The sequence below is a fragment of the Caballeronia sp. LZ032 genome, assembly GCF_031451315.1.
GTDB lineage: Bacteria > Pseudomonadota > Gammaproteobacteria > Burkholderiales > Burkholderiaceae > Caballeronia.
The window spans coordinates 198,552-221,579 of sequence record NZ_JARUXP010000001.1; the positions used below are offsets into that span (position 1 = coordinate 198,552).

A 23,028-nucleotide genomic window follows, 5' to 3' on the forward strand; every position below is an offset into this window, starting at 1 on the left:
GATTGCATCTATTTGATTTCCATCGTTCCGCGCCCATCTTCTTTGCATGGCCGCGCCGCTCGCGCGCTTTCGAGCGAACTCTGACGATTCCGTCTGATTTTTGCTGAGATTGCATTCCTGACATGGCTGGCATTCTGATCATCGCGCACGCTCCTTTCGCCACCGCGCTACGCGAGTGTATTGCTCATATCTATGGTGGCTTGCCCGCGCGCATCGGCGTCATCGATGTCACGCCGGACTGCGATCCGGTCGAGGTGCGGGCGTTCGCGCGATCGGAGATCGATCGTCTGAAGGAAGACAATGGCGCGATCGTGCTGACCGACGTGTTTGGCGCGACGCCGGCGAACATCGCCGCCAGCCTGCATGATTCCGACGTGCGCGTGCTCGCCGGCTGCAACCTGCCGATGCTCGTGCGCGCCGTCTGCTACCGCGCCACGCCGCTCGACACGCTCACTGAAAAAATTCTCCAGGGCGGCTCCAAGGGCATCCAGGAGCTGGACGCATCCACGCCGATGAACCCCTGCGCGCTCGCCGCGAAAGCCGCCGGTTCGCCCGATCCGGCCTGTTCCGCGAGCGCCGATCTCGAGAACGCCAAGGCCGCCGCCAGCCACTGACGCCGCTCACTTTTTCCACCTAGCGTTCGGAGCATCATGCTGCAACAAGAAACAACAATCGTGAACAAGCTGGGTCTCCACGCACGTGCTTCGGCGAAGCTCACGCAACTGGCGGGCAACTTTCAATGCGAGATCTGGATGAGCCGGAACGGCCGCCGGATCAATGCCAAGAGCATCATGGGCGTGATGATGCTGGCGGCGGGGATCGGCAGCACGGTCACCATCGAGACCGAAGGCGCCGACGAAGCCGAAGCCATGCAGGCCATCCTGGCGCTGATCGCGGACAAATTCGGGGAAGGCCAGTAACACGCTGTCACCCGTCATGGAACTAGCCGAACAAGCCGCGCACCGACGCGGCTTTTTTGCATGTGCGCCGTTTGCAGCAACGGCGGCGCAACCGTGCCGGCCTTGCTGCGACCCGCTGTTCCGGGACTGGACAGCGGATTCGAATTTATAATGAGCGAGCGGCTGGCGCCCACCGAGGGGCGCCCGAGGGGCTGCGACATCACAACTAGAGGAGGTGCGCGTGTCGTTCACGCTGCATGGAATTCCCGTCTCGCGCGGCATTGCCATCGGACGCGCCTATCTGATCGCGCCGGCGGCGCTCGACGTGGCGCATTACCTGATCGACCCCGATCAAATCGACGCGGAAATCGCCCGGTTTCTTGCGGCGCAGGCCGCTGTCGTCGCGGAACTCGCGGAACTGCGCAGCGACCTCGCCGCCGATGCGCCCAGCGAAATGGGCGCCTTCATCGATGTCCATACCATGATCCTGAACGACGCCATGCTCGTGCAGGAAACCATCGACCTCATTCGTACGCGCCGCTATAACGTCGAGTGGGCGCTGACCGAACAACTGGATATCCTTGGCGGCTATTTCGACGACATCGAAGACGAGTATCTGCGTGAACGCAAGGCGGACATCGAGCAGGTGGTCGAACGGCTGCTGAAGGCGCTGGCCGGCGCGCCCACCGCTGCTTCGCTGGTCGTGCATACGGCCGCGAGCAACGGTCACAACGAAATGATCGTCGTCGCGCATGATATCGCGCCGGCCGACATGCTCCAGTTCAAGACGCAGGCGTTCAAGGGCTTCGTGACGGATCTCGGCGGCCGCACGTCGCACACGGCCATCGTCGCGCGCAGCCTGGGCATCCCGGCGTCGGTCGGCGTGCAGCAGGCGAGCGTGCTGATCCGTCAGAACGATTTGATCATCGTCGACGGCGACCATGGCATCGTGATCGTCGATCCGGCGCCGATCGTCCTCGAAGAATATTCCTACCGCCAGAGCGAAAAGCAGCTCGAACAGCGCAAGCTCCAGCGCCTCAAGTTCTCGCCGACCCAGACGCTGTGCGGCACGAAGATCGAGCTGTGCGCGAACATCGAATTGCCGGAGGACGCGAAGGTCGCCGTGGAGGCGGGCGCGATGGGCGTCGGCCTGTTCCGCACCGAGTTCCTCTTCATGAATCACAAGAACCGGCTGCCGGAAGAAGAGGAACAGTTCGAGGCGTACAAGCGCGCGGTCGAGCTGATGAACGGCAAGCCCGTGACGATCCGCACGATCGACGTCGGCGCCGACAAGCCGCTCGATTCGATGAGCGGCGGCGACGGCTACGAAACCGCGCCGAACCCGGCGCTCGGCTTGCGCGCGATCCGCTGGAGCCTGTCCGAGCCGCAGATGTTCATGACGCAGTTGCGCGCGATCCTGCGTGCGTCCGCGTTCGGCCCGACCAAGATCCTGATTCCGATGCTCGCGCACGCGCAGGAAATCGACCAGACGCTGGACCTGATCCGCGAGGCCAAGCGCCAGCTCGATGACGCGGGCATCGGCTACGACCGTCAGGTGCAGGTCGGCGCGATGATCGAGATTCCCGCCGCGGCCATTGCCGTGCGGCTGTTCCTGAGCCGGCTGGATTTTCTGTCGATCGGCACGAACGATTTGATCCAGTACACGCTCGCGATCGATCGCGCGGACAATGCCGTCGCGCATCTGTACGATCCGCTGCATCCGGCGGTGCTGAATCTGATCGCGTTCACCTTGCGCGAGGCGAAGCGCGCGGGCGTGCCGGTGTCGGTGTGCGGGGAAATGGCCGGCGATCCGTCGGTCACGCGGCTGCTGCTCGGACTCGGGCTGACCGAGTTCTCGATGCATCCGAGCCAGTTGCTCGTGGTGAAGCAGGAGATTCTGCGCTCGAACCTGAAGGCGTTCGACAAGCCGGTCGCGGACGTGCTCGCGGCCTATGAGCCCAATGAACTGCTGGCCGCGCTCAACGTGCTGCAGAAGGTCTGAAGTTCTTCAACCCTTGGAATGCGCGCCGCAGACCGGACAGTCCGGCTGCCGCGCGATCTTCATCGTGTTCCATTCCATGCGCAGCGAGTCGAGCATCATCAGCCGGCCCGCGAGCGTTTCGCCAAAGCCGCCGATCACGCGCAACGCTTCCGCCGCCTGCATCGCGCCGATGATGCCGACCGTCGGCGCGAACACGCCCATCGTCGAGCAGGCAACTTCCTCGAACGCCTGGTCCGGCGGAAACACACACGCATAGCAGGGCGAGTCGGGCGAGCGCAGATCGAAGGTGCTGATCTGGCCGTCGAAACGCAGCGCCGCGCCCGACACGAGCGGCACCTTGTGCTCGAAGCAGGCTGCGTTGATGGCGTGGCGCGTGGCGAAGTTGTCGCTGCAATCGAGCACGACCGAGGCGCCGGGCACATTGAGCGCGAGCCACGCAGCGTCGGCGCGCGCGTTCACCGCGATGACATTCACCTCCGGATTCAGCGCGTTCAGCGTCTCACGTGCCGATGCCACCTTGGGCGTTCCGACCGATCGCGTCATATGCACGATCTGCCGTTGCAGGTTGGTGAGATCGACGGTATCGGCGTCCACCAGCGTGATCCTGCCGACGCCCGCCGCCGCCAGATACATCGCCGCGGGCGCGCCCAGACCGCCCGCGCCGACGATGAGCGCATGCGCATCGAGGAAGCGCTGCTGCGCCTCGATGCCGATCTCATCGACAAGAATATGGCGGGAATAGCGGAGGAGTTGATCGTCGTTCATCGAGCTCGCGCCGTGGAATGCGCTGTGAGTGCCGCGAAGGGAACGCCGGTGAGAACGGCGCGCTGGAAGCGAATATTTTAAGCGCACCAAAGACGAAGGGCTTCGCGGCGCGATGCCGCGAAGCCCTTCGTGTACGACGCTGACTCGCTTACTTCGACTGCTGTGCGGTCGGCGAAGAGGCAGGCTGTGCACCCGACGCCGGCGCGGAGCCCGGCGTGGCCGGCAGTGCCGGCGGTGCGACGACCGGCGCCGAAGCCGAACGTCCCGGCTTGTTCTGCGCGAGCTTGCGTTCGCTATACGACTTCGACTCGACCACCGTCTTGCCTTCCAGCTTGTTCAGAGCCTGTTGCAGCATGAAGTCGTCCGAGCTGCCGAACTCGACCGGCTTGCGCTCGCGATCCTTGCGACGCTGTTCGGGGGTCTTCTTGTCGTTCTGCTCTTCGAGAATGCGCAGTTGCTCGAGACGGTCCGCCTCGCGTTGCTCCTGCTCCTTCTTCTCGTTCGGATCCTGCGTGTTCGCGAGGTGGTTCGAGTAATCCACTTCGCGCGTGACGAGCGCGTCGTCCGGATCGCCGTCCGCGTACTGGTCGACCGGCACGTCAGGACGCACGCCCTGGTTCTGGATCGACTTGCCGCTCGGCGTGTAGTAGTACGCCGTGGTGAGACGCAGCGCGGTGTCCGCGGTCATCGGGCGCACGGTCTGCACCGAGCCCTTGCCGAACGTGGTCTTGCCGACGATCAGCGCGCGATGATGATCCTGCAGCGCGCCCGCGACGATCTCCGACGCCGACGCCGAGTAGGCGTTGGTCAGCACGACCATCGGCACCTTCTTGAAGATTTCCGGCACGTTCTTCAACGGGTCGGAATCGAAGGACGGCAGACGGTAGTTGTCATAGGTGTCGCGGAAGGTCTGCTTCGCGTCCGCGATCTGGCCATTCGTGGAGACGACCACGGAGTTGTCCGGCAGGAACGCGCCCGCGACGCCGACCGCGCTCTGCAGCAGACCGCCGCCGTTGTTGCGCAGGTCGAGCACGAGGCCCTTCAGGTTCGGTTGCTGGCGCGCGAGGTCTTGCAGCTTCGCGGCGAGGTCCGGCACCGTGCGTTCCTGGAAGCTCGTGATGCGGATATAGCCATAACCCGGCTCGGGGATCTTCATCTTCACCGACTGCACGCGGATCACGGCGCGCGTGACGGTGAGCGGGAAGGTGCGGTCGTCGCTCTTGCGGAAGATGGTCAGCGTGACCTTGGTGCCCGGCTCGCCGCGCATCTGCTTGACGGCCTTGTCGAGCGTCATGCCGCGCACGGGCTTGTCGTTGATGCGCGTGATCAGGTCGCCCGGACGGATGCCGGCGCGGAACGCGGGCGTGTCTTCGATGGGCGAGATGACCTTGATGAGCCCGTCTTCCGACGAGATCTCGATGCCCAGCCCGGCGAAGCGGCCCTTGGTCTGTTCCTGGAGTTCCTCGTAGTCGGTCTTGTCGAGGTAGGACGAGTGCGGGTCGAGGCTCGACACCATGCCCTTGATGGCGGCGGTGAGGAGCTTCTTGTCATCGACGGGTTCGACGTATTCGTGCTTGATCTGACCGAAGACTTCGGCGAAGAGCCTCAGCTGGTCGAGCGGCAGAGGCGACGATGCGGCTTGTTGCGCGAAGGCAGAGATCTGCAGGGTTGCCAGTGCGCCGGCAGCAACGCCAACGGCGACCAGGCTGAAGTTTTTCAGGTTCTTTCGCATAGAGGGGTGCGGTCGGAATCGGATGGGCTGCATCGTGGTGACGGGCCAGTATACCTGCTCGTCTCAAATGGCGACTTAATCGCAACTTAAATGCCCGGGGCTCGCATGCCCACCAGCAGGGGATGAGCCCGGTCATGGACGTTGCTGTCGATGCGGCCCGCGAGGCGTCAGCGGGGCGTCATGTGCGGGAAGGGGCGCGCCCCTCGCGAAAGTGCCTCTGCCTGCGCGATGCGCGCGACGCGTGCGATGCGTGAGATAAGCGCGACGCGCAGGCCAGTTCGCGAGCGCCCGGCCGAAGCCGGGATTGCCGGCGAACCCCGTGCGCGTCAGCCTGCCTTGCCCTGCTTGGCGACGGCTGCCTGCGCGGCGGCGATGGCTTCCGGATCGCCCAGGTAGTAATGCTTGATGGGCTTCAGTTCGCTGTCCAGTTCATAGACGAGCGGCACGCCGTTCGGAATGTTCAGCCCGACGATGTCCTGATCCGAAACGTTGTCGAGATACTTGACCAGTGCGCGAATGGAATTGCCGTGCGCCGAGATCACGACCTGCTTGCCCGACTTGATGGCCGGCGCAATGGATTCGTTCCAGATGGGCAGGACGCGCGCAACCGTGTCCTTCAGGCATTCGGTGAGCGGCAGTTGCTCGCGCGGCACCTTGGCGTAGCGCGGATCGTTGAACGACGCGCGCTCGTCCGACGGCTCCAGCGCGGGCGGCGGGGTGTCGTAGCTGCGGCGCCAGACGAGGACCTGATCGTCGCCGTATTTCTTCGCGGTCTCGGCCTTGTTGAGGCCCGCGAGCGCGCCGTAGTGGCGTTCGTTCAGGCGCCACGAGTGCACGACCGGGATATACATCTGGTCCATTTCGTCCTGCACGTGCCACAGCGTGCGGATGGCGCGCTTCAGAACCGAGGTGTAGGCAATGTCGAACGCATAGCCTGCTTCCTTCAGCAGCACGCCGGCCTGGCGGGCTTCGCGGTTGCCCTGCTCGGTCAGGTCGACGTCGACCCAGCCGGTAAAGCGGTTTTCCTTGTTCCACGTCGATTCGCCGTGGCGGATGAGCACTAGCTTGTACATGATTTCGGTCGGTCAGTTGGAAAAGCGGGTGCGCCGATCGCACCCCGTCATCCTGCCTGCGCGCGCGTCGCGGCGCCATTGGCCGAATGGCAGAGGCCATCGCGGGAAACGGTTATTTTATAATGCGCCGATTGCCCTCATTTCTGTTTCTCCCTTTTTCACTCAATTTCGGCGGCCCTCGACGTGAAGTTTTTCACTGAATACCAGAACATCGCACTCATCGTCATCGCGCTCGTGTCCGGCGCGCTGCTCCTGTGGCCGGCCATCATGCGGCGCGGCCGGGGCGGCATTTCCGCCGCCGAGGCCACCACGCTGATCAACCGCCGCAATGCCGTCGTAGTCGACCTGCGGCCGGCCGCGGAATTCGCCAACGGCCACCTGCCGTCCGCGCGCAATCTCGAAGTGTCCGAGCTCCAAGCAAAAATTGGCCAGATCGCAAAGAATAAGAGTAATCCGGTCGTGCTCGTCTGCCAGACTGGTCAACAATCGCAACGTGCGAGCCGCAGCGTGTCCGAAGCAGGCTACGCCGAAGTCCATGTCCTGGAAGGCGGCGTCGATGCCTGGCAGAAAGCCGGCATGCCGGTGGTGAAACAAGGAGCAGCGAAGTGAAGAAAGTCGTCATGTACAGCACCGTCGTGTGCCCGTATTGCCAGATGGCCGAACGTCTTTTAAAGTCCCGCGGGGTCGAAGCCATCGAGAAGATCCTGATCGACCGTGAACCCGGCCGCCGCGAGGAAATGATGACGCGCACCGGCCGTCGCACCGTGCCGCAGGTGTATATCGGCGAAACGCACGTCGGCGGCTACGACGACCTTTCCGCGCTCGACCGCCAGGGCGGCCTCGTGCCGCTGCTCGAATCGGCCTGAAGCAGCTCGCATTCCGGCGCGCGGGCCATCCTGACACCGCGCGTCCATACCGAATCACCTAGGAAATCACTATGTCCGACGAGAACAACCAGCCGTTTTTCAACATCCAGCGCATCTATCTGAAGGACATGTCGCTCGAGCAGCCGAATTCGCCGGCCATCTTCCTCGAGCAGGAAATGCCCTCGGTGGAAGTCGAAGTCGACGTGAAGGCCGACCGTCTCGCGGAAAGCGTGTTCGAAGTGCTGGTGACGGGCACCGTCACGGCCAAGGTCACGAGCAAGGTGGCGTTCCTGATCGAAGCGAAGCAGGCAGGCATCTTCGACATCCGCAACATTCCGGCTGAACAGATCGACCCGCTCGTCGGCATTGCGTGCCCCACCATCCTGTTCCCGTACCTGCGTTCGAATATCGCCGACGCCATCACGCGCGCCGGTTTTCCCCCCATTCACCTCGCGGAAATCAACTTCCAGGCGCTGTACGAGCAACGCATGGCCCAGCTCGCCACGGCGCAGGAAGGCGCGGCGAACGGCGCCACGCATTAAATTCCCGCGACTTCTGCCGACCGGAGCCGGGCAATGCAAGTAGCCGTTCTTGGCGCCGGCGCGTGGGGCACCGCATTGGCGGGCCACCTCGCGGAGCGGCACGACACGACCTTGTGGGCGCGCGACGCCGCGCTCATCGAATCACTCTCCCGCACGCACGAAAACACGCGCTATCTGGCTGGCGTGCGCTTGCCGCCGTCGCTGGCGTTCGAGACGGACCTCGCCGCCGCGCTGCGGCACGCGTGCGCGGATGACGCGCTCTGCGTCGTCGCCGCGCCGGTCGCGGGGCTGCGCCAGTTGTGCCGCGCCATGCATCGGGAAGGCATCGTTCCGGCGCATGTCGTGTGGCTCTGCAAGGGCTTCGAGGCCGACACGCAGTGCCTGCCCAATGAAGTCGTCGCGGCCGAACTGCCCGGGCACAGGAGCAACGGCACGCTGTCCGGCCCGAGCTTCGCGCGCGAAGTGGGGCAGGGCCTGCCGGTCGCGCTGACGGTCGCGAGCGCATCGGCGGAACTGGCCGCGCGCACGGTTTCGGCGTTTCATCACGGCGCCATGCGCATCTATACCGGCGACGATGTCATCGGCGTGGAAGTCGGCGGCGCGGTGAAGAACGTGCTTGCCATCGCCACCGGCATTTCCGACGGCCTCGGTCTCGGCTTGAACGCGCGCGCCGCGCTGATCACGCGCGGGCTGGCCGAGATGTCACGTCTGGGCGTCGCGCTCGGCGGGCGGGCGGAGACCTTCACGGGCCTGACCGGTTTGGGCGACCTGATCCTCACCGCAACGGGCGACCTGTCGCGCAACCGTACCGTCGGCGTGCAGCTGGCGAGCGGCCGCACGCTCGACGAGATTCTCACGGCGCTCGGCCACGTCGCGGAAGGCGTGCGTTGCGCACGCGCTGTTCTGGCGCTCGCGCAGTCGCGCGGCATCGAGATGCCGATCACGCAGGCGGTATGCCGTGTGCTCTTCGAGCAGGTAGCGCCCCGCGATGCCGTGCAGGCGCTGCTCAATCGGGACGCGAAGGCGGAATAGGTCCGCGCAGGACCGGACAGGCGCGTCGTCAGAGTCGCTGAAGTCCACGAACCGGAGGCGCGCCATGGCCCAGCTCGAAGCCCGAAAGGTCGACATCACGACGCTGCAAGTCGATGCCATCGTCAACGCGGCGAACAAGTCGCTGCTGGGCGGCGGCGGTGTCGACGGTGCGATTCATCGCAAGGCGGGGAAGAATCTGCTGCGCGAATGCGAAACGCTCGGCGGCTGCGAAACCGGCGACGCGAAGCTCACCGCGGGCTACGACCTGCCGGCGAAACACGTGATTCACGCCGTCGGGCCGCGCTGGAGCGGCGGCAACAAGAACGAGCCCGAACTGCTTGCAAGCTGTTACCGGCGCTCGCTCGAACTGGCGGCTAAAGCCGGCTGCGAGTCGATCGCGTTCCCGGCCATCAGTTGCGGCATCTATCACTTTCCCGTCGAACAAGCCGTGCCGATTGCCGTGCGCACGGTCATTCAAACCCTGCCCGCCGCGCCTGGCATCAAGCACGTGATCTTCGCCTGCTTCCAGGACGACATGCTCACGCGCTATCAGGCTGAACTCCAGGCCGCACTCCATTCCCAACTCCGGTCCGAACCCGACCTTCAGGCACCGCCTTCGAAACCGGCCTGACGCCAGGCCTCGAACGTCACGATCGCCACCGTATTCGACAGGTTCAGGCTGCGGTTGCCGGGTCGCATCGGCAGGCGCACGCGCTGTCCGTTCGGAAAGCGTTCGAGCAGCGCAGGCGCGAGTCCGCGCGTTTCGGCGCCGAACACGAACCAGTCGCCGGGTCTGAACGCGTGATCGAAGAACGGCGTCGAGCCGCGCGTCGTGAACGCGAACATGCGCGCCGCATCCGGCGCTTCCTTCCCGATGAACGCGTCCCAACTGGCATGCACGTTCATCTCGGCGTACTCGTGATAGTCGAGGCCGGCGCGACGCATCTTGGTGTCGTCGAGCGGAAAACCGAGCGGCTCGATCAGATGCAGCCGCGCCCCGGTGTTGGCGCACAGGCGGATCACATTGCCGGTGTTCGGCGGGATTTCGGGTTCGACGAGTACGACGTTGAACATGACTGTCTGAAGATGAAATGGTTAATCCTGCGGCGTGCGCAGCGCCACGAAGTTGGTGACGCGGCGCGCGCCGGCTCGCTTGAGCGTGTGGGCGAGCGCGTCGAGCGTCGCGCCCGAGGTCATCACGTCATCCACCACGCCGACGTGCAGGCCGCGCACCGCTCGCGAAACCGAAAACGCCTCGGCGACATTGCGGCGGCGTGTCTCCTGATCGAGCCGCGACTGCGCCGGCGTGTGCCGGTTGCGCAGCACGAGCGCTGCATCGCTTTGCACGCCCATCAGGCGCCCGAGCGGACGCGCGATCGCCCAAGCCTGGTTGTAGCCCCGTTCGACGAGCCGCTTGCGCGACAATGGCACCGCAACGATCACGTCCGGCCGGGGCAGGCCGCTGTCCTCGAACGCGCCATGCAGATGCCGCGCGAATGCCGGGGCCGCCGCGAGCTGGCCGCGAAACTTGAGTCCGACGGTCAGCGTATCGAGCGGCGCGCGATAGTCGGCGAGCGCGAGCGTATCGTTGAAGGAAGGCGGTTTGTCGAGACACGCGCCGCAATGACATCGTGCATCGTCGCCGCGGCGGCGGAGCTGAAACACGGTCAGCGGCAGGGCGCACGTGGCGCAGCGCATCCGCGGCTCGTTCCAGACTTGCGCATCGCATCCCGGGCACAGCAGGCTTTGCGACAAATTGCCGCATAGTGCGCACTGACCCGGCAGCGCAGCCGAGACGAGGCGCTTCAACGCTGTGCCGAATGCGCGCAGGCGCATAAAGCCACTGACAGCCGGCGAACGAGGCGATTGAGACGAGGGACGAATCGTGTTGGCGTTCAAGGCCGCTTGCCCGGAAAAATGATGGCTCGACCCGGCTGCTTGCACGCACTCGTCATGCGTCTCGCGGCCTTTATGCCTCGTATCAGCACTTCGCATGGGTCGTTTTAGAGACGACCGAGTATACTTCGCACTCTTCGCAAATAGATCGACATGTCCCCAACCTCCTCCGAAACCAGCCGTCCGGCCTATGATTCGCGCCGTTTGCGCGCGATCTTCGACGACCGCGCCGCTGCCTTCGACGAGGTCGCATTCCTGCCGCGCGAGATCGCCGGACGGATGCGCGAGCGGCTCGACTACATCAAGGTCGCCCCGCTGCGCGTACTCGACGCGGCGTGCGGCATGGGCGCCGATCTGCCCGGTCTGCGGGAACGCTTCGCCGAAGCTTCGGTGACAGGTGTCGATCTTTCGTCTGCAATGCTCGCACGCGCGCACGCCGCCGAGGCCGCCGATGGCGATGCCGGCGCAGGCTGGCGCCGTTTCCTCCCCGCGACACTCGCCAAGGCGCTCGGCGCGCGCGGCCCGCAACTCGCTCAAGCCGATTTCTCCGAGTTGCCGTTCGCATCGGGCGCATTCGAATTGCTCTGGTCGAATCTCGCGCTGCACTGGCACGCGCGCCCGGATCTCGTGTTTCCGGAATGGCAGCGCGTGCTGAAGGTGAACGGCCTGCTGATGTTCAGCACGTTCGGCCCCGACACGCTGCGCGAGCTGCGAGCCGCGTACCGCGAAGCCGAGCGCACGCTGGGTCTCGCGCCTGTGCCGCACACGATCGATTTCGTCGACATGCATGATCTCGGCGACATGCTCGTGGAGAGCGGCTTCGAAATTCCGGTGATGGATCAGGAAGTCCTGACCATTACCTACAAGTCCCCTGAATCCCTGTTGGCCGATGTGACACGGTGGGGCGCGTATCCGTTCGTCCGGGTTTACGCGGCGGGCCGCGCGGATCCGCAAGCCGTGTGCGGTGCGGTGCATCAGGCGCTGGAGGCGCTGCGCCGCGACGACGGCACCATTCCGCTGACCTTCGAGGTGATCTACGGCCACGCATGGAAGGCCGTGCCGCGCACCACGGCGGAAGGACACGGCATTGTGCGGCTCGAGGATGTCGGGCGAGGACCGAAAAGGAAGTTGTAGGGAGAAGCGCCGAGCCGTAAATAGGGCTCAGGTTATGTCTGAAATTTGCGTGGAAAAGCTGCGCAAAAAGGTGCGTCAAAAGGGCGCAGAAGCTTGTGGCGCTTGGCTTTCCAGCGTTACGACCCTTGCTTGTGGATGCCCCTCAAGACGCCTATAATGCGTCAGTTTGTCGCCCGGGCTGACACAATTTTGGGCGAAATCCGAGCAAAAGTATGCGATTGCGTGCGGATTGATGGAGGCAGCGATGCAAGCCAGCCAGACGCTGACGGATACCGAGCCGGTCATCAAGGACTGGCTCATGAAGCGCAACTGTTCGGTATCGCCGCGTCAGTTCGTGGGCTTCTATCTGTCGCTTGCGTTGTTTTCGCTGGCAATCGCAACGCCGCTGTTCCTGAATGGCGCCTGGCTGGTGCTGCCGTTCACCGGAATCGAACTGACGGTCACAGGCATTGCGTTCGTGATTTACGCGCGTCATGCGGTGGACTACGAGCGAATCCGGCTGTATCAAAACCGGTTGTTGATCGAGCAGATGAACGCCGAAGAGCTGACGCAGTTCGAGTTCAATCCGCGTTGGGTGCGGGTCGAAGCGGGCGCGACACCGAGGGAACCGCTCACGATCACCTCGCGCGGTCAATCGGTGAAAATCGGACAACACCTTGCACAGCATCGTCGCCAACACTTTGCTGCCGAGCTGCGGGCCTCGCTGAGATGTCTTTGAGATGTCTCTGATGCGCGCCTGCGAGAGGAGCCGGCCGATGCTTGATGCCACGGGGGTCGAGGGTTTGAATGGAAAATTTGGGTAAGGATGCTATGAAAACAATCAAGCGAGCCCTCTCGGGCGTGCTGGCGGCAGGCGCACTGCTTTCCGCCGGCGCAGCCCTGGCGGTCGAAAACAGTCCAGGCGGTCCCGCTGTCAACGAGATCAACTTTCAGCCGCCCGTGACGAAGATCGCCGAGGAGCTCTACGGCCTCCATATCTTCATGCTCATCATCTGCACCGTCATCTTCGTTGGCGTGTTCGGGGTGATGTTCTATTCGATGTTCGTGCATCGCAAGTCGAAGGGCTTCAAGCCCGCCAATTTCCACGAAAGCACCACGGTCGAAATCATCTGGACCATCGCGCCGTTCATCATCGTGATCCTGATGGCGCTGCCCGCCACCAAGGCGGTCGTCGCGATGAAGGACACCTCCAACGCCGACCTCACCGTGAAGGTCACCGGCTATCAATGGAAGTGGGGCTATGACTACGTGAAGGGTCCGGGCGAAGGCATCAGCTTCCTCTCCACCCTGTCCACGCCGCGCAGCGAGACCAATGGCCAGAAGCCTATCTCCACGCTGTATCTGCAGGAAGTCGACAACCCGCTGGTCGTGCCGGTCGACAAGAAGATCCGCATCATCACCACGGCGAACGACGTCGTGCACTCGTGGTATGTCCCGGCCTTCGGCGTGAAGCAGGACGCGATCCCCGGCTTCGTGCGCGACACGTGGTTCAAGGCGGAGAAGGTCGGCACCTACCGCGGCTTCTGTACGGAGTTGTGCGGCAAGGAGCACGCGTACATGCCGGTGGTGGTGGAAGTGCTGTCCACCGACGACTACGCGAAGTGGGTCGACGGCCAGAAGAAGAAGATGGCCGCAGGCCAGGACGATCCGCTCAAGACCTACACGAAGGATGAGCTGATGGCGCGCGGCCAGCAGGTCTACACGTCGAACTGCGCGGTCTGCCACCAGCCGACCGGCAAGGGCGCGGGCCAGTTCCCGGCGCTCGACGGCTCGAAAATCGCGAACGGTTCGATCGCCGAGCACCTGAATCTCGTGCTGCACGGCAAGGGCGCGATGCCTTCGTGGCAGGGCGTGCTGAACGACGTCGAGATCGCCTCGGTCGTGACCTTCGAACGCAATAGCTGGAGCAACCACACCGGCGACGTGCTGCAACCGAAGCAGGTCATCGACGCCAAGGCCGGCAAGATGCCCGAGGGCGGCGGCACGGCAGCGGCGGCATCGGCATCCGCTCCGGAAGCAGCGAGCGCCGCGCCCGCCGCGGCCGAAGCGAGCGCCCCGGCGGCATCGGGCGCGGAAGCCGGCAGCGCGACGCAGGCCGCCGGCCTGCCCGCGAGCATCTATTTCGAGACGGGCAAGGACACTCTGCCCGCCGACGCGAAAAACGCGGTCGACGCCGCAGCGGCCTACGCCAAGGCGCATCCGGACGCGAAGATCGCGTTGTCCGGCTTCACCGATGCCACCGGCGGCGCCGACCTGAACGCCGACCTCGCCAAGCGCCGCGCGCAAGCCGTGCGCGATGCGCTGAAGGCAGCGGGCGTAGCGGAAGACCGTATCGTGTTGAAGAAACCGGAAACCATCACGGGGGGCGCCGACAACAAGGAAGCCCGTCGCGTTGAAATCAGTCCGGCTGCTTGACGTGCCTGGCGTGCTGTTTTCCTTCGCCGCATCGGAAGATGCATATAAGCAACGGAAAACCACGCGTCATTGCCAAGTGCCCCGAGTATTCGCTTTAGGAGATGATTGTCATGTCTAGCATCGGACACGATGTAGGCGCAGGCCACGACCACGCGCACGATGACCATGCGCACGAACTGCCGCATGGCTGGCGCCGCTGGCTTTTCGCCACCAACCACAAGGACATCGGTACGCTGTACCTGTTGTTCTCCTTCATCATGTTCCTCTCTGGAGGCGTGATGGCGCTCGGCATCCGTGCCGAGCTGTTCGAGCCGGGCCTGCAGATCATGCGCCCCGAGTTCTTCAATCAGCTGACCACCATGCACGGCCTCATCATGGTGTTCGGCGCGATCATGCCGGCGTTCGTCGGTTTCGCGAACTGGATGGTGCCGCTGCAGATCGGCGCATCGGACATGGCGTTCGCGCGGATGAACAACTTCAGCTTCTGGCTGCTGCCGGCCGCCGCCGTGCTGCTGGTCGGTTCGTTCTTCGCACCGGGCGGCGCGACCGCCGCGGGCTGGACGCTGTACGCGCCGCTCTCCACGCAGATGGGCCCGGGCATGGACTTCGCGATCTTCGCGGTCCACATCATGGGTGCGTCGTCGATCATGGGCGGCATCAACATCGTCGTGACCATCCTCAACATGCGCGCGCCGGGCATGACGCTCATGAAGATGCCGATGTTCGCGTGGACCTGGCTGATCACCGCGTACCTGCTGATCGCCGTGATGCCGGTTCTGGCGGGCGCCATCACCATGGTGCTGTTCGATCGTCACTTCGGCACGTCGTTCTTCAACGCAGCGGGCGGCGGCGATCCGGTGATGTACCAGCACATCTTCTGGTTCTTCGGTCACCCCGAGGTGTACATCATGATCTTGCCGGCGTTCGGGATCGTGTCGCAGGTGATCCCGGCGTTCTCGCGCAAGCCGCTGTTCGGCTATAGCTCGATGGTGTACGCAACGGCATCGATCGCGATCCTGTCGTTCATGGTGTGGGCGCACCACATGTTCGCGACCGGCATGCCGGTGACGGGCCAGCTGTTCTTCATGTACGCCACGATGCTGATCGCCGTGCCGACGGGCGTGAAGGTGTTCAACTGGGTGGCCACCATGTGGCGCGGCGCGCTGTCCTTTGAAACCCCGATGCTGTTCGCGATCGGCTTCCTGTTCGTGTTCACGATGGGCGGCTTCACGGGCCTGATCCTCTCGATGGCACCGCTCGACATCCAGATGCACGGCACCTACTACGTGGTGGCGCACTTCCACTACGTGCTGGTGGCGGGTTCGCTGTTCGCGCTGTTCTCGGGCTGGTACTACTGGGCGCCGAAGTGGACCGGCTGGATGTACAACGAGATGCGCGGCAAGATCCACTTCTGGGCGTCGATGATCTTCTTCAACATCACGTTCTTCCCGATGCACTTCCTGGGTCTCGCGGGCATGCCGCGCCGCTATGCGGACTACCCGGCGCAGTTCACCGACTTCAACCAGATCGCGACCATCGGCGCATTCGGCTTCGGCCTCGCGCAGGTGTACTTCCTGTTCGCGGTCGCGCTGCCCACGTACCGTGGCGGCGGTGAGCTGGAGAAGGCGAGCGACAAGCCGTGGGATGGCGCGGAAGGCCTCGAATGGACCGTGCCGAGCCCGGCGCCGTTCCATACCTTCGAGCATCCGCCGACGGTCGAGTAATCAGTCTGAATGCTTCGCGGGGCGGCTCTCCCGAGCGTCCCGCGAATCGAGAGCAAGGAAAGCCAAGGAAAGCATGGCCCCGGATCCACAAAAAAGACGCACGCCCGAAGAAATCCGCGCGGGCAACAAGCGGCTCGGAATCGTCATGGTGTTGATTGCCGCCGTCTTCTTTGTGGGTATCGTCGTCAGGCAGTACCTGTTGTCACGAGGGTAGGAAAGCCAAGTGTCTGCTCCGCAGGAAAATTCGCATGTCGACCGGTCGTTCAACCGGTCGATGCTCGTCAAGCTGTTCGTCGTGGCCGCGCTGATGTTCGGCTTCGGCTTCGCGCTGGTGCCGATGTACAAGGCCATCTGCGAAGTCACCGGCATCAACAACCTCGTGCAGCGCGACGTCAGCGCGCGCGAGGCGAAGAACACGCAGGTGGATGCGAGCCGCACGGTGTCCATCGAGTTCGATGCGAACGCACGCGGTCCGCTGCAGTTCAAGCCGGAGCAGAACACGCTGGACATCCACCCCGGCGAAGTGATGACGGTGATGTACCAGGTGACCAACCAGCAGGGTCGCACGGTGAAGGCGCAGGCCATCCCGAGCTATGCCCCGAAGCAGGCCACCGAGTATTTCAACAAGATCGAATGCTTCTGCTTCACGCAGCAGACGCTCGGCCCGAACGAAACCAAGCGCCTGCCGGTGGTGTTCGTCGTCGACCCGAAGCTGCCGAAGGACATCAGGACGATCACCCTGTCGTACACGTTCTTCGAGCTGGATGCGCCGAAGACGGTCGAGAAAGGAACCTGACGGCCATGAGCGCGGATTCGCCGAAGGGTGGTTTCCTCAAGCTCATGAAGGCCGTGTTCTGGTCGTTCTTCGGCGTACGCCGGCGCGCGGACCTGGAAAGCGATGCGGCCCAGCTGAACCCACTGCATCTGATCGCGGCAGGCATCATCGGCGCGGTGCTGTTCATCGTCGTGTTGCTGCTGATCGTGCGCGCGGTAGTGGGATAGACGGAACGCCGGGACGTGGCCCAGCCATGCGTCCGGCGGGAAAAGAAAATTCAAGCAACTGGATCGAAGTGGAGAATCAACAATGAGCGGTCAAAACGAGAGCCCGTACTATTTCGTGCCGCATCCGTCGCGGCATCCGGTGATGGCTGCAACCGGCCTGCTGATCATGCTGGCGTCGCTGGCATCGTGGGTGAACGGTCATAGCTTCGGGCCTGCGGGCACGTTCATCGGCCTGCTGTTCGTACTGTTCGTGCTGTGGCACTGGTTCGGCGACGCCATCTCCGAATCCGAAGGCGGCATGTACGGCAAGCGCGTGGATGTGTCGTACCGCTGGAGCATGAGCTGGTTCATCTTCTCGGAAGTCATGTTCTTCGCGGCATTCTTCGGCGCGCTGTTCTATGCGCGGCAGATCGCGCTGCATGAACTCGGCAGCCTCGATTACAAGCTGATCTGGCCGGACTTCAGCGCCGTCTGGCCGAACAACGGTCCCGCCGCGCTCGTGCCGCATTTCCGCGCGATGGTGCCGTGGCCCCTGCCGACCATCAACACCGCGCTGCTGCTGTCGTCCGGCGCGACGCTGACGGTGGCTCACCACGCGCTGCGTGAAGACCATCGCAAGAAAGCGATCATCTGGCTGGGCGCCACCGTGCTGCTGGGCCTGATCTTCCTGTTCTGCCAGGGCTACGAATACTTCCACGCGTACAACGAACTGAACCTGACGCTCAATTCCGGCGTGTATGGCTCGACGTTCTTCCTGCTGACCGGCTTCCACGGCTTCCACGTGTTCCTCGGCGGCACGATGCTGGCCGTGGTGATGATCCGTCTGATCCGCGGTCACTTCACGGCGGAGCATCACTTCGCCTTCGAAGGCGCCGCATGGTACTGGCACTTTGTCGACGTCGTGTGGCTGGGTCTGTACGTCGTCGTCTACTGGCTGTAAGAAGACTGGAGCGGACCGGCGCGCTGCGCCGTCCGCGATGCGCGACCGGTGGCAACGCTGTTTGAAGAGAGCATAGAAGCAGTGACCAACACGCCGCCCTCGAAGTCCACAGGGGCGGCGTTGTCGTTTGATGCGCAGTGGGCAGCGCAGGGACGGGGCGCGACAATCCGTCTCGCGGGACCTGCCCGCAACGGCGTTATCGTCCGATCGGCACGCCCGATGATTGAATCCAGCCCATCCAGTGAGCGAACAGGATGAAGAGGAACAGCGAGATGGACAGTCCGACGCGCGCGGCGAGCGACCAGACCATCCGCTTGGTGCGGCCCTTGTCGGTCATCATGAAGTAGAGCGCCGAGCCCAGGCTGCCGATGATCAGGATGAATGCGATAGCAACGAAGATGTGCATGAAACCAGCCAGCCTTGTTTGCTCGTGGGTCCGGTTGGCGGCACTTCAGGCCATGTCAGGAACCACCTTGAGCAGTATGGAATCGAAACATCCCATTATCTCACTCGACGGATTGCGCCGTGCGCCGCTCAAACGGATGCCGGCGGTAAGGCTTGCCGCATGAAGATTCGTTTCTGGCCCACGCTCCTCATCCTGATCGTCGTCGCGGTGACGGTGCGGCTGGGCTTCTGGCAGCGCGACCGCGCCCATCAGAAGGAGGCGCTCAACGCGCATATCCTCGCCTTCGAACATGCGCCGGCGCAGACAGTCCGCGTCGAGCCGCTGCCGCTGAAGTCGATCGAATTCCATCGCGTCGAGGCGCGCGGGGAGTTCATGCCGGAACGCGTCGTGTATCTGGACAATCGTCCGTATAACGACCAGCCGGGCTTTTATGTCGTGATGCCGCTTAAACTCGAGGACGGCGGCTACGTGCTCGTGAATCGCGGTTGGCTGCCGCGCAACATGGCGGATCGCACGGGCATCGAGGCGTACGACACGCCGAAAGGGGTCGTCGACGTGCAGGGCATCGCGCGCGCCAATGCGTCGCAGGCTTTCGAACTGGGTCATGGCGGCTCGGCCGCGCACAAGGAGATCCGCCAGAACCTGGATATCCGCGCGTATGCCGCAGAAACCGGTCTGTCGTTCCAGCCGTTCGTGATCCAGCAGACCAACGACACCGGCGACAAGCTCGTGCGTGACTGGCCCGCGCCGACCTTGGGCGTCGAGCGCAACTATGGCTACATGTTCCAGTGGTGGGGCATGGCGGCGGCGGCGGTCGGCTTCGGCCTGTACGCCGCGCGGCGTGCCGCGAAGAAGGGCACGACACGCGACACACTCGACGAAGAAGCCGAACACCACGCCTGACAACCGAAGAACCGAGGCACGTTTCATCGATGCAAACACAACGCTCCACCGCCGCCGACACCGATCCCGACAAGACCCCCCGCGCCCGGCAACGCACGGCCAGACAAGGCTCCTGGACCAGCGGACGCTGGATGCTGGTCTTGCTGGCGCTCGTGTGCGCGGCGCCGGTGATCGCGTCCTATCTGATGTACTACGTGTTCAAGCCGGCGGGCGGCACGTCGAGTTACGGCGCGCTGGTCGAACCGCAGCGGCCGATTCCTTCGCAACTGGTCGTGACGAACGAGCAGGGGCAGAGCGTGCCGCTCAAGTCGCTCGAAGGCAAATGGCTGATGATCACGGTGAACGGCAGCGCGTGCGACGAGCAATGCGTGACGCGCCTCTACTTCATGCGTCAGGTGCGCGTGCTGCAATCGGGCGAGCGCGAGCGCGTGGTGAACGTCTGGCTGCGTACCGATGACAAGCCGGTCTCTGACGTCATCAAGGCCGCCTATCCGCAACCCGACACGCGCATGCTGGTCGCCGACGAGAAGGCGGTGGCCGCGTGGCTGCCCGTCGATGACGGCACGAAGCTCACGGACCACATCTATCTCGTCGATCCGAACGGCAATCTGATGATGCGTTTCCCGAAGAACCCCGATCCGAAGAAGATCAACGGCGACGTGGCCAAGCTGTTGAAGTGGTCGCGGATCGGCTGATGGGCGCCTGATACTGAAGTGCAAGGGTAAGAGAGCATGTTCCTACTGCAACTGGGGCTGATCGGCGTGTGCATCGCGCTGCTGCCGCTGTCCTACGTGTGGGTCAAGGCTGATGACAGCAAGTTTCGCAAGCTCGTCTGGCTCACGACTTTCCTGACGCTCGACCTGATCATGTTCGGCGGCTTCACGCGCCTGACCGATTCGGGCCTCGGCTGTCCCGACTGGCCGGGCTGCTACGGCACGTCGTCGCCGTTCATCGCGCATGCGCAGATTGCCGCCGCGTACCAGGCGATGCCGACCGGCCCCGTCAGCATGATGAAGGCGTGGATCGAAATGCTGCACCGTTACTTTGCGATGGCGATCGGCGTGCTGATCATCGCGCAGACGATCATCGCGTGGGCCGCGCGCATCAGGAAGCGGCCGCTGCACGTGTCGCCGTGGTGGCCGACCGGCATCCTCGCGCTGATCCTGCTGCAAGGCGCGTTCGGCGCATGGACAGTCACGCTCAAGCTGCAGCCGGTGATCGTCACGACGCACCTGCTGCTCGGCCTGGCGCTGCTCGGCGTGCTCGGCTGGCTGGCCGCGCGCATGACGCCGATTCCGTCGCTCGACACCGCCGCCGCGCGCTGGATGCCCGCCGCGATGTTCGGCTTGCTGTTGCTGATCGTGCAGATTGCGCTGGGCGGCTGGGTCAGCACCAATTACGCGGTGCTCGCGTGTACCGACTTCCCGCTGTGCAACGGCCAATGGATTCCGCCGATGAACTTCGAGCACGGCTTCCATCTGTGGCGCGCGCTCGGCATGACCGGCGACGGCGACGTGATCTCGCAGGACGCGCTGGTCGCGATCCACTGGACGCACCGCACCTTTGCGATCGTTGTGGTGTTGTACCTGCTGTGGCTTGCAAGCCGCCTGCGACGATTCGAATCGCTGCGCAAGCCCGCGAATGGCGTATTGTTCGTGATCGTGATCCAGTTCCTGACCGGCCTCTCGAACGTCGTGCTGCAATGGCCGCTGCCCATTGCCGTCGCGCACAACGGCGGCGCCGCGATCCTGTTGCTGCTACTCGTTATGCTAAACTTTCGAATCTCTTCCAGCCGTCCCGGCCGCGCCACGCTTCTCGCGCGCGACGTCGTTTCAGCGTGACTCCACATCATGGACAGCACGACTCTCAACTCCCCCATCGGCAGCCGCGCAGCGCAGTATCTCGCGCTGACCAAGCCGCGCGTCACGCAACTCGCGGTGTTCTGTGCCGTCATCGGCATGTTCCTGTCCACTCCCGGCATGGTGCCGTGGGACAAGCTGATCGGCGGCGCCGTCGGCATCTGGCTGCTGGCAGGCGCGGCCTTCGCCATCAACTGTCTCGTCGAGCAGAAGGTCGATGCCAAGATGCGCCGCACTGCATGGCGTCCGTCCGCGCGCGGCCAGATCACCACGGCGCAGATCCTGTGGTTCTCGGCGGTGCTGGGCGGCATCGGCATGTGGACGCTCTATCGCTTCACCAATCCGCTCACGATGTGGCTCACGCTCGCCACCTTCGTCGGCTATGCGGTCATCTATACGCTGCTGCTCAAGCCGTACACGCCGCAGAACATCGTGATCGGCGGCGCGTCCGGCGCCATGCCGCCCGCGCTCGGCTGGGCCGCGGTGACGGGCGCCGTGCCCGGCGACGCGTGGATTCTCGTGCTGATCATCTTCGTCTGGACGCCGCCGCATTTCTGGGCGCTCGCGCTGTATCGCCGCAAGGACTATGAGAACGCCGGCCTGCCCATGCTGCCGGTCACGCATGGCGAGAAGTACACGCTGCTCAACATCTTCCTGTACACGCTCGTGCTGTTCGCCGTCACGCTGATGCCCTACATCTCCGGCATGAGCGGCGTCGTGTATCTGGCGAGTGCGATCGCGCTCGGCGCGGGGTTCATCGGCTATGCGTGGAAGATGTACCGCGATTATTCCGATGCCCTCGCGCGCAGGACCTTCCGCTATTCCATCGTGTATCTGTCGCTGCTGTTCGGCGCGCTGCTCGTCGATCATTACGTGCGCACGGTGATCGGGGCATGATGGCCGGTCTGCGTCGTCTGTTCGCGCTGCTGTTCATCGCGGCGCTGCTTTCCGCCTGCGAGAAAGCGCCCGATTTCAAGAATCTCGACATCACCGGCAACAAGCAGTTCGGCAGCGCCTTCTCATTGCCCGACACGCACGGCAAGACCCGCACGCTCGGCGATTTCAAGGGCAAGGCCGTCGTGCTGTTCTTCGGTTATACGCATTGCCCCGATGTCTGCCCGACCACGCTCGCCGAACTCTCGCAAGCGCTGCAGCAACTCGGCGACAAGGCGCAGGACGTGCAGGTGCTGATGGTGACCGTCGATCCCGCACGCGATACGCCTGAATTGCTGGGTCAATACGTGGCGGCCTTCAATCCTTCGTTCATCGGCCTGAGGCCTGATAACGACGCGCAGCTCGCGCAGGTCGCCAAGGACTTTCGCGTGTACTACGCGAAATCGGCGGGCAAGACCGCCGACGACTACACGATGGATCACACCGCCGCCAGCTACGTCTTCGACAAGGACGGCAAGCTGCGTCTCTTCGCGCGCGACGGCCAGGGCGTCGAGCCCTGGGTGCACGACCTGAAGCTGCTGATCGACTGAACCTGCAAACGGCCCGCTCGACGGGCCGTTTTCTCATGCGTCGGAAGAAGGCTCCGGCAGGTTCAGCCCGGGCGCAAGCCGCGTGGCCTTGAACTCGGTGATCTCGTAGTGCGCGAGATTTTGCTGCGTGAACGGGTCCTCGGCGATGATCGCGTCGAGCCGCTCACGTTCGATGTTCGACGCCAGGATCACGCCGCCCTCGCGCGGTACCTTCGGCCCCGCGATGACGAACACGCCCGCCGCGAAATAGCGTTCGAGAAAGAGCCGGTGAGCGTCGAGTGCGTCGTCGATTTCGGCCAGCGCGCCGGTATAGCGCAGGTTGATCAGATACATGTCGAGGCTCGCCTCCTTTGA

28 protein-coding genes are annotated in these 23,028 nt (G+C 64.0%); 21 read left to right on the plus strand and 7 right to left on the minus strand.

What is annotated here, in order from left to right; genetic code table 11:
- Nucleotides 1–122: 122 nt before the first annotated feature.
- The 3 genes from QCE69_RS00935 (at nucleotide 123) to ptsP (ending at nucleotide 2,901) form a co-directional block, all read left to right on the plus strand.
- Nucleotides 123–614, plus strand: coding sequence for a PTS sugar transporter subunit IIB (locus tag QCE69_RS00935; RefSeq protein ID WP_309807079.1), 492 nt, complete (start codon nucleotides 123–125; stop codon nucleotides 612–614).
- A gap of 36 nt (nucleotides 615–650) precedes the next feature.
- Nucleotides 651–920, plus strand: a complete 270-nt coding sequence (locus QCE69_RS00940; RefSeq protein ID WP_008351787.1) for an HPr family phosphocarrier protein — start codon at nucleotides 651–653, stop codon at nucleotides 918–920.
- Between the two features lie 220 nt (nucleotides 921–1,140).
- Nucleotides 1,141–2,901 carry a phosphoenolpyruvate--protein phosphotransferase gene (ptsP, locus tag QCE69_RS00945; RefSeq protein WP_309913449.1) on the plus strand — a complete coding sequence of 587 codons (1,761 nt, stop codon included), beginning with the start codon at nucleotides 1,141–1,143 and terminating at the stop codon, nucleotides 2,899–2,901.
- 6 nt (nucleotides 2,902–2,907) lie between these two features.
- Here the strand turns inward: ptsP and QCE69_RS00950 are convergent, their stop codons facing one another.
- From QCE69_RS00950 to gpmA, 3 genes are all read right to left on the minus strand, one after another.
- A complete protein-coding gene (locus QCE69_RS00950) occupies nucleotides 2,908–3,666 on the minus strand; it encodes a molybdopterin-synthase adenylyltransferase MoeB (protein ID WP_309928981.1) in 759 nt (252 codons plus the stop codon).
- A gap of 148 nt (nucleotides 3,667–3,814) precedes the next feature.
- Nucleotides 3,815–5,398 (minus strand): S41 family peptidase, encoded by a 1,584-nt coding sequence (locus QCE69_RS00955; RefSeq protein ID WP_309913454.1) that lies wholly within the window; start codon nucleotides 5,396–5,398, stop codon nucleotides 3,815–3,817.
- 326 nt (nucleotides 5,399–5,724) lie between these two features.
- Complete coding sequence (gene gpmA / locus QCE69_RS00960) at nucleotides 5,725–6,471, minus strand: 2,3-diphosphoglycerate-dependent phosphoglycerate mutase (protein ID WP_309913457.1); 747 nt, start codon at nucleotides 6,469–6,471, stop codon at nucleotides 5,725–5,727.
- A gap of 183 nt (nucleotides 6,472–6,654) precedes the next feature.
- Between gpmA and QCE69_RS00965 the strand changes: the two genes are divergently transcribed.
- From QCE69_RS00965 to QCE69_RS00985, 5 genes are all read left to right on the plus strand, one after another.
- A complete protein-coding gene (locus QCE69_RS00965) occupies nucleotides 6,655–7,080 on the plus strand; it encodes a rhodanese-like domain-containing protein (protein ID WP_309913458.1) in 426 nt (141 codons plus the stop codon).
- Nucleotides 7,077–7,337: a glutaredoxin 3 gene (grxC, locus tag QCE69_RS00970; protein WP_309913461.1), complete on the plus strand. Its 261-nt coding sequence runs from the start codon at nucleotides 7,077–7,079 to the stop codon at nucleotides 7,335–7,337. The genes QCE69_RS00965 and grxC overlap by 4 nt, the downstream gene beginning before the upstream one ends.
- Nucleotides 7,338–7,408: 71 nt before the next feature.
- On the plus strand, nucleotides 7,409–7,879 hold the full coding sequence (gene secB / locus QCE69_RS00975; RefSeq protein WP_309807086.1) for a protein-export chaperone SecB: 471 nt from the start codon (nucleotides 7,409–7,411) through the stop codon (nucleotides 7,877–7,879).
- Between the two features lie 33 nt (nucleotides 7,880–7,912).
- Entirely contained in the window at nucleotides 7,913–8,911 is a 999-nt protein-coding gene (locus QCE69_RS00980) for an NAD(P)H-dependent glycerol-3-phosphate dehydrogenase (RefSeq protein WP_309928984.1), read from the plus strand.
- 64 nt (nucleotides 8,912–8,975) lie between these two features.
- Nucleotides 8,976–9,542, plus strand: coding sequence for an O-acetyl-ADP-ribose deacetylase (locus QCE69_RS00985; RefSeq protein ID WP_309928986.1), 567 nt, complete (start codon nucleotides 8,976–8,978; stop codon nucleotides 9,540–9,542).
- Here the strand turns inward: QCE69_RS00985 and trmL are convergent.
- A complete protein-coding gene (trmL, locus tag QCE69_RS00990) occupies nucleotides 9,515–9,985 on the minus strand; it encodes a tRNA (uridine(34)/cytosine(34)/5-carboxymethylaminomethyluridine(34)-2'-O)-methyltransferase TrmL (protein ID WP_309928989.1) in 471 nt (156 codons plus the stop codon). The genes QCE69_RS00985 and trmL overlap by 28 nt on opposite strands.
- 21 nt (nucleotides 9,986–10,006) lie before the next feature.
- Complete coding sequence (locus tag QCE69_RS00995; protein WP_309928991.1) at nucleotides 10,007–10,747, minus strand: ComF family protein; 741 nt, start codon at nucleotides 10,745–10,747, stop codon at nucleotides 10,007–10,009.
- A gap of 213 nt (nucleotides 10,748–10,960) precedes the next feature.
- On the opposite strand from QCE69_RS00995, the gene QCE69_RS01000 reads away from it, so the two are divergent.
- The 8 genes from QCE69_RS01000 to QCE69_RS01035 all read left to right on the plus strand — a co-directional run bounded on the left by QCE69_RS01000 (nucleotide 10,961) and on the right by QCE69_RS01035 (nucleotide 18,022).
- Nucleotides 10,961–11,941, plus strand: coding sequence for a methyltransferase domain-containing protein (locus QCE69_RS01000; RefSeq protein ID WP_309928993.1), 981 nt, complete (start codon nucleotides 10,961–10,963; stop codon nucleotides 11,939–11,941).
- Between the two features lie 244 nt (nucleotides 11,942–12,185).
- Entirely contained in the window at nucleotides 12,186–12,659 is a 474-nt protein-coding gene (locus tag QCE69_RS01005; protein WP_309919523.1) for a DUF2244 domain-containing protein, read from the plus strand.
- Between the two features lie 68 nt (nucleotides 12,660–12,727).
- Nucleotides 12,728–14,356: a cytochrome c oxidase subunit II gene (gene coxB, locus QCE69_RS01010; RefSeq protein ID WP_309807092.1), complete on the plus strand. Its 1,629-nt coding sequence runs from the start codon at nucleotides 12,728–12,730 to the stop codon at nucleotides 14,354–14,356.
- Nucleotides 14,357–14,466: 110 nt separating this feature from the next.
- Nucleotides 14,467–16,080: a cytochrome c oxidase subunit I gene (gene ctaD / locus QCE69_RS01015; protein ID WP_309807093.1), complete on the plus strand. Its 1,614-nt coding sequence runs from the start codon at nucleotides 14,467–14,469 to the stop codon at nucleotides 16,078–16,080.
- 73 nt (nucleotides 16,081–16,153) lie between these two features.
- The gene (locus tag QCE69_RS01020) at nucleotides 16,154–16,294 is read left to right on the plus strand and encodes a cytochrome oxidase small assembly protein (RefSeq protein WP_087047888.1); all 141 of its coding nucleotides are present in this window, start codon (nucleotides 16,154–16,156) and stop codon (nucleotides 16,292–16,294) included.
- A 9-nt stretch (nucleotides 16,295–16,303) separates the two neighbouring features.
- The gene (locus tag QCE69_RS01025; RefSeq protein ID WP_309807095.1) at nucleotides 16,304–16,876 is read left to right on the plus strand and encodes a cytochrome c oxidase assembly protein; all 573 of its coding nucleotides are present in this window, start codon (nucleotides 16,304–16,306) and stop codon (nucleotides 16,874–16,876) included.
- Between the two features lie 5 nt (nucleotides 16,877–16,881).
- Nucleotides 16,882–17,082, plus strand: coding sequence for a DUF2970 domain-containing protein (locus QCE69_RS01030; RefSeq protein ID WP_309913477.1), 201 nt, complete (start codon nucleotides 16,882–16,884; stop codon nucleotides 17,080–17,082).
- A gap of 82 nt (nucleotides 17,083–17,164) precedes the next feature.
- A complete protein-coding gene (locus tag QCE69_RS01035; protein WP_309807097.1) occupies nucleotides 17,165–18,022 on the plus strand; it encodes a cytochrome c oxidase subunit 3 in 858 nt (285 codons plus the stop codon).
- A gap of 196 nt (nucleotides 18,023–18,218) precedes the next feature.
- Here QCE69_RS01035 and QCE69_RS01040 read toward each other — a convergent pair whose 3' ends face one another.
- Entirely contained in the window at nucleotides 18,219–18,428 is a 210-nt protein-coding gene (locus QCE69_RS01040; protein WP_309807098.1) for a twin transmembrane helix small protein, read from the minus strand.
- A gap of 159 nt (nucleotides 18,429–18,587) precedes the next feature.
- Here QCE69_RS01040 and QCE69_RS01045 point away from each other — a divergent pair, with 159 nt between their 5' ends.
- The 5 genes from QCE69_RS01045 to QCE69_RS01065 are packed head-to-tail and all read left to right on the plus strand — an operon-like array spanning nucleotide 18,588 to nucleotide 22,674.
- Nucleotides 18,588–19,331 carry an SURF1 family protein gene (locus tag QCE69_RS01045; RefSeq protein WP_309913480.1) on the plus strand — a complete coding sequence of 248 codons (744 nt, stop codon included), beginning with the start codon at nucleotides 18,588–18,590 and terminating at the stop codon, nucleotides 19,329–19,331.
- A gap of 29 nt (nucleotides 19,332–19,360) precedes the next feature.
- Nucleotides 19,361–20,026, plus strand: a complete 666-nt coding sequence (locus QCE69_RS01050) for an SCO family protein (protein ID WP_404987123.1) — start codon at nucleotides 19,361–19,363, stop codon at nucleotides 20,024–20,026.
- Nucleotides 20,027–20,062: 36 nt separating this feature from the next.
- Nucleotides 20,063–21,172 carry a COX15/CtaA family protein gene (locus QCE69_RS01055; RefSeq protein WP_309928995.1) on the plus strand — a complete coding sequence of 370 codons (1,110 nt, stop codon included), beginning with the start codon at nucleotides 20,063–20,065 and terminating at the stop codon, nucleotides 21,170–21,172.
- Between the two features lie 9 nt (nucleotides 21,173–21,181).
- On the plus strand, nucleotides 21,182–22,087 hold the full coding sequence (cyoE, locus tag QCE69_RS01060) for a heme o synthase (protein WP_309807102.1): 906 nt from the start codon (nucleotides 21,182–21,184) through the stop codon (nucleotides 22,085–22,087).
- Entirely contained in the window at nucleotides 22,084–22,674 is a 591-nt protein-coding gene (locus QCE69_RS01065) for an SCO family protein (protein WP_309913485.1), read from the plus strand. Before cyoE ends, QCE69_RS01065 begins: the two co-directional genes overlap by 4 nt.
- A 33-nt stretch (nucleotides 22,675–22,707) precedes the next feature.
- On the opposite strand, the gene QCE69_RS01070 is transcribed toward QCE69_RS01065, so the two are convergent.
- Nucleotides 22,708–23,007: a YciI family protein gene (locus tag QCE69_RS01070; RefSeq protein WP_309913488.1), complete on the minus strand. Its 300-nt coding sequence runs from the start codon at nucleotides 23,005–23,007 to the stop codon at nucleotides 22,708–22,710.
- Between the last annotated feature and the right edge of the window lie 21 nt (nucleotides 23,008–23,028).

Bases quoted from the DNA above. Each gene is read 5' to 3' on its own strand.
- QCE69_RS00935 (WP_309807079.1), top strand. From the start codon at position 123: ATGGCTGGCATTCTGATCATCGCGCACGCTCCTTTCGCCACCGCGCTA.
- QCE69_RS00940 (WP_008351787.1), top strand. From the start codon at position 651: ATGCTGCAACAAGAAACAACAATCGTGAACAAGCTGGGTCTCCACGCA.
- QCE69_RS00950 (WP_309928981.1), bottom strand. From the start codon at position 3,666: ATGAACGACGATCAACTCCTCCGCTATTCCCGCCATATTCTTGTCGAT.
- QCE69_RS00955 (WP_309913454.1), bottom strand. From the start codon at position 5,398: ATGCGAAAGAACCTGAAAAACTTCAGCCTGGTCGCCGTTGGCGTTGCT.
- gpmA (WP_309913457.1), bottom strand. From the start codon at position 6,471: ATGTACAAGCTAGTGCTCATCCGCCACGGCGAATCGACGTGGAACAAG.
- secB (WP_309807086.1), top strand. From the start codon at position 7,409: ATGTCCGACGAGAACAACCAGCCGTTTTTCAACATCCAGCGCATCTAT.
- QCE69_RS00980 (WP_309928984.1), top strand. From the start codon at position 7,913: ATGCAAGTAGCCGTTCTTGGCGCCGGCGCGTGGGGCACCGCATTGGCG.
- QCE69_RS00985 (WP_309928986.1), top strand. From the start codon at position 8,976: ATGGCCCAGCTCGAAGCCCGAAAGGTCGACATCACGACGCTGCAAGTC.
- trmL (WP_309928989.1), bottom strand. From the start codon at position 9,985: ATGTTCAACGTCGTACTCGTCGAACCCGAAATCCCGCCGAACACCGGC.
- QCE69_RS00995 (WP_309928991.1), bottom strand. From the start codon at position 10,747: ATGCGCCTGCGCGCATTCGGCACAGCGTTGAAGCGCCTCGTCTCGGCT.
- QCE69_RS01000 (WP_309928993.1), top strand. From the start codon at position 10,961: ATGTCCCCAACCTCCTCCGAAACCAGCCGTCCGGCCTATGATTCGCGC.
- QCE69_RS01005 (WP_309919523.1), top strand. From the start codon at position 12,186: ATGCAAGCCAGCCAGACGCTGACGGATACCGAGCCGGTCATCAAGGAC.
- coxB (WP_309807092.1), top strand. From the start codon at position 12,728: ATGGAAAATTTGGGTAAGGATGCTATGAAAACAATCAAGCGAGCCCTC.
- ctaD (WP_309807093.1), top strand. From the start codon at position 14,467: ATGTCTAGCATCGGACACGATGTAGGCGCAGGCCACGACCACGCGCAC.
- QCE69_RS01020 (WP_087047888.1), top strand. From the start codon at position 16,154: ATGGCCCCGGATCCACAAAAAAGACGCACGCCCGAAGAAATCCGCGCG.
- QCE69_RS01030 (WP_309913477.1), top strand. From the start codon at position 16,882: ATGAGCGCGGATTCGCCGAAGGGTGGTTTCCTCAAGCTCATGAAGGCC.
- QCE69_RS01035 (WP_309807097.1), top strand. From the start codon at position 17,165: ATGAGCGGTCAAAACGAGAGCCCGTACTATTTCGTGCCGCATCCGTCG.
- QCE69_RS01040 (WP_309807098.1), bottom strand. From the start codon at position 18,428: ATGCACATCTTCGTTGCTATCGCATTCATCCTGATCATCGGCAGCCTG.
- QCE69_RS01045 (WP_309913480.1), top strand. From the start codon at position 18,588: ATGAAGATTCGTTTCTGGCCCACGCTCCTCATCCTGATCGTCGTCGCG.
- QCE69_RS01050 (WP_404987123.1), top strand. From the start codon at position 19,361: ATGCAAACACAACGCTCCACCGCCGCCGACACCGATCCCGACAAGACC.
- QCE69_RS01055 (WP_309928995.1), top strand. From the start codon at position 20,063: ATGTTCCTACTGCAACTGGGGCTGATCGGCGTGTGCATCGCGCTGCTG.
- cyoE (WP_309807102.1), top strand. From the start codon at position 21,182: ATGGACAGCACGACTCTCAACTCCCCCATCGGCAGCCGCGCAGCGCAG.
- QCE69_RS01065 (WP_309913485.1), top strand. From the start codon at position 22,084: ATGATGGCCGGTCTGCGTCGTCTGTTCGCGCTGCTGTTCATCGCGGCG.
- QCE69_RS01070 (WP_309913488.1), bottom strand. From the start codon at position 23,007: ATGTATCTGATCAACCTGCGCTATACCGGCGCGCTGGCCGAAATCGAC.